This window comes from uncultured Thiodictyon sp. (genome assembly GCF_903828115.1).
Lineage (GTDB): Bacteria > Pseudomonadota > Gammaproteobacteria > Chromatiales > Chromatiaceae > Thiodictyon.
This window is the reverse complement of the sequence record NZ_CAIKKU010000149.1, coordinates 1-4014: the sequence shown is the minus strand read 5'-3', so window position 1 is coordinate 4014 and position 4014 is coordinate 1. Positions and strand designations below refer to the sequence as shown.

General features: G+C 67.9%; 3 protein-coding genes. All 3 read right to left on the bottom strand.

Annotated features, from left to right (window positions below; all coding sequences use genetic code 11):
* Window positions 1–161 precede the first annotated feature (161 nt).
* Window positions 162–491 carry a c-type cytochrome gene (locus tag QZY48_RS05475; protein ID WP_295428771.1) on the bottom strand — a complete coding sequence of 110 codons (330 nt, stop codon included), beginning with the start codon at window positions 489–491 and terminating at the stop codon, window positions 162–164.
* 455 nt (window positions 492–946) lie between these two features.
* Window positions 947–2905, bottom strand: a complete 1959-nt coding sequence (locus QZY48_RS05470) for a sigma-54-dependent Fis family transcriptional regulator (RefSeq protein ID WP_295428772.1) — start codon at window positions 2903–2905, stop codon at window positions 947–949.
* A 193-nt stretch (window positions 2906–3098) separates the two neighbouring features.
* Window positions 3099–3650, bottom strand: a complete 552-nt coding sequence (locus QZY48_RS05465) for a DUF2380 domain-containing protein (protein WP_295428768.1) — start codon at window positions 3648–3650, stop codon at window positions 3099–3101.
* Window positions 3651–4014: the final 364 nt, after the last annotated feature.

The following is a 4014-nucleotide window of genomic DNA, read 5'->3' as shown; positions in this document are numbered from 1 at the left end:
GCGATACGCTTTGGGGTTCGAGAGACTCCGGAGGCGCTACGATAACCTCGATTACGACAACGACAACGACAACGACAACGAAGCGGGCGGCGAGTGAGGACCTGGATTGCGCTGTGCTCCATCCAGGCTACCGACCCTATGTCCGTGCGTTTCCCCCGCGCCTATTGGAGGGTGGCAAGCCAATCGGCGATGCTCTTGAATTCATCGTCCGGTACGCTCGCCATCAGGGGCCGCATGGCCGCGGACAGGCCGTTGGTGCGGGTACCGTCGCGAATCGCCTTCATCTGTTCCAAGAGGTAGGGGGCGTTCTGGCCGGCGAGCTTGGGATAGATCGGCAGGATCGTCGTCTTTGCGTCCGGCCCATGGCAGGCATGGCAGGCGCGCGACTTGTAGAGTTCACCCCCATCCGCGGCGTACAGGGCCCCGGTGACCCCCAGTGCCAGGCCGGCGCCGGCCGCCGCGCACCGGGCCAGTCTCTTGATTGCTCTCATTGCTCCTCCGAATCTTCTTGGTTGTCGGTCCCGGGGGTACCCCCGGTGGCGCGTGGGTGGCGACCGATCACGCGGCGCCGATCCGCAGTCCAGCTTCCAAAGCAATGTTGATGCCATTGATTCGGGGCTTGGCCTTTCCGATCTGTAGCAAGCGGCGAGCCTGTCCTTGCCCCAGCGGTGCGACACACTGTCACGGCGAGGCTGTCCCATCCGCAGACAGGGTGCCCGCGTCGGGTCCGCTGCGCGGAACTGCAACCTCGCTGCCATCAACCTAAAATCCACAGATGAACACAGATGAACACAGATGTCCTTCAAATTGTCATGGGCTTATCGCTGCTGTCACAATCACCCGCAAGGTGAACCCCCGAACAAGCGTAAGCCAATGAATAATCTGTGTTCATCTGTGTTCATCTGTGGAGAAATGCTCTTTCTGGGAGCACGGCCGGCACCAGGCCCTAACGCGCCGGATTGATCCCATAGCGTTTCATCCGCCGATACAGTGTATTACGGCTGAGCCCCAGGTTCTTGGCTACCAGGCTGACGTTCCAGTGCAGGCCCTCGAGCATTCGCAGCAGGGCGTCGCGCTCGGCCACCCCCAGGGCGTTGAAGGTCTCCTCGGGGGCGTCCGCGGCCTCGTCGGTCAGGGGTGGGCGCCCGATTTCATCCGGCAGGTCGGCCACGGTGATCCGGTTGTCGTCGCACAGGGCGGTGACGGTGCGCAGGACGTTGCGCAATTGACGCAGGTTGCCGGGCCAGGGGTAGTTGAGCAGGAGGTCCATGGCCGCGGGTTCCCACTCCAGCGTGACGCCGGGGCCGGCCTGGTCCTGGGCAACCTTGATGACCAGTTCGCGCCGGTCACCGCGCTCGCGCAGCGGGGGGATGGTGAGCGAGATGCCGTGGATGCGGTAATAGAGGTCCTCGCGGAACTGGCCCTGGGCAATCAGGGCGCGGATGTCGCGATGGGTGGCGCTGATGAGCTGGATGGAGACGGGGATGGGCCGGTCGCCGCCCAAGGGGACCACCATGCGGTCCTCCAGTACGCGCAGCAGGCGCGCCTGGAGCTGCACCGGCATGTCGCCGATCTCGTCCAGGAACAGGGTGCCGCCGTCGGCCTGGAGAATCTTGCCGCGGCTGCCCTCCCGGTTGGCCCCGGTGAAGGCCCCGGCCTTGTAGCCGAACAGTTCGCTCTCGATCAGTGACTCGGGCAGCGAGGCGCAGTTGAGCGCCACGAATGGCTTGTCCCGGCGCGGGCTCGCCTGGTGGATGGCGCGGGCGAAGACGTCCTTGCCCACCCCGGTCTCGCCGAACAGCACGCAGGGGATGTCGCGGTCCAGCACCTTCTTGATGGTCGCGACGTTGCGCTCCATGCGCGGGTCGCCGAAGTGCAGTGCCTCGAAGGGGCCGATCACGGCCGGGGTGGTGCGCGCCTCGCCGACCAGGTGGGGGCGGATCACCGGGGCGGGCTCGGGGCGGCCGCTGTGCTCGGGGGGCTGGACCTTGGCGAAGAAGCGCCGCTCCGAGCGGGTCTCGTGGATGGGGAAGGCGGCGCCGCCCTGGGCGTGGGCGCGCTTGAGCAGCGTGCCGATCGAGCTGGTGAAGAGGTCGTGGAGGAAGCGCCCGACGATCTGTTCCGGGCCCTTCAATTCCAGTTGGAAGATGGCGCTGCGGTTGACCGCCAGGACGCGCCCGTCCGGGCTGAAGGCGATCAGCCCCTCGCCCAGGGTGCCGATGAACTCGACCCGGCTGTGACAGCGGAAGATGTACGCATCGCCCATGCCGCAGAAAAACACTCGGTTCTCAATGACCTGGGCTGCCATGTTGAGCAGCACCATGGTGTGCTGCTGGGCCAGGGTCGCCTCGCTGGAGGCGTCCAAGATGGCGAGCACCTCGCCGTTAGGGTCGAAGATGGGCGCGGCGGCGCAGGTCAGTCCGGCGTTGCGCTCGAAGAAATGGGAACCCTGGTGGACGACCAGGGGCTTCTTCTCGACCAGGCAGGTGCCCATGCCGTTGGTCCCCTGGATCGCCTCGCTCCAGACCGCCCCGGTCTGGATGCCGACCCGCGCCGCGGTGTCGGTGAAGATGGGGTCTCCGATATAGTTGAGCAGGACCCCGTCCCGGTCGGCCAGCATGATGGCGTGACCGGAGCCGGCCAATTGCTGATAGAGGTTGGTCATCTCCGGGCGGGCGATCTCCAGCAGGCGCGAGCAGCGCTCCTGCCGGTCCTTCAGGTCCCCGCGGGGGATGACGACCGGCGCGGGGGCGTCCCCCGGGTCGAGTCCATGGTCGCCCGCGCAGCGCTGCCAGGAGGCCAGCGTCACCCGGTCCAGCGAGGAGCGCATGAGCTCGTTGCCGGCGAGCACGGCGTGCACGCGCGCCCGGTGATCGGACACGACGAGCTTGAGGGGAACGGTCACCAAGGTATTGTCCTCCAGTGGTGATGGAGCCGCACCGGCGGCCTTGCGACGGCGGCGGTGGCGCTAGGCTGATTCCACCGTCGCCCAGGGGCGCGGGGGTCTTATCATTCTTTATGCGTTTGACCGCGGACAGTACGACAGGCGGGGCCCGGGCACAAGTCGGTGCCGGTCGCGGGCGTGCGGCGGCACCGGCTCAGTGCCGCGCGAGCGTCTCGCGGACCTGCTCCGCCAGCCGGGCGGCGGCGCGCGCGGTCGCCGGCTCGGTCTGCCCCTTGGCCTCCACCACCAGGTCGCGCACGACCATCCCGGTGCTGGTGTCGACCAGGCGCGCCATCAGGTAGGCAAACAAAAAACTCGGCTTGTGCAGGCGTCCGACCAGGACCAGGTCGGCCCCCCGGGTGCGCCCCAGGGCCGCCGCGGCCTCGGGGTGGTCGTAGAGATACCCGACCCCGACGTTGGCCTGGGCCTGGGCCGCGGCGTCGATCGACACCAGCCGGTCGCTCCCCTGGGCCTTGAGCGCCTGCTCCACCAAGGGCCGCAGCGAGGCGGTGCGTGCCAACTCCTCGGGGGTGCCCGGCAGCAGGGTCAGGTCATTCAACTCGAAGTCGAGCACCGCAATGGCGGGGGCCGCGGCCTGCGCGGGCGCCGGGTCCGCCCCGGCCGGCGCTACCCAGAGGAGCCACAGCGCGGTGCAGATCAGGGCCAGGGCCGTCGTTCTATTGCCGCGGGGTTTTTTGGTTCGCATGGCCGGTTGTGCTCCGTTGTGAACTGCGCCCGCTGGGCCTTGATCAGCGCTCCGGTCGGCGCTGCGCATTTGGAGTCCAAGGCTTCAGCCTTGGCCGACCGATCCAAGGCTAACGGCCAGTGCCTCGTCTGGCCAAAACCATGACCGAAGCCGGTCAAGGCCTTGATCATGGTTGCGCCCAGCGCGCACGGTCCGCCCCGCGGACCCGACGGGATGGCGCCGCGGGCCTCGATCATAATCCCGGCCACTGGGAGCGCCGCACCCCAGTGCGGCGCGATCTCGCTAGCGACCGCTGCGTTGCGTGCTGCGGACAGGCCGGGCCGCACTGGGGTGCGGCGCTCCCAGTCGGTCGGCCTGAAGGCCG

Coding starts and splice junctions, on each gene's coding strand:
- QZY48_RS05475 (WP_295428771.1), bottom strand. CDS start 491: ATGAGAGCAATCAAGAGACTGGCCCGGTGCGCGGCGGCCGGCGCCGGC.
- QZY48_RS05465 (WP_295428768.1), bottom strand. CDS start 3,650: ATGCGAACCAAAAAACCCCGCGGCAATAGAACGACGGCCCTGGCCCTG.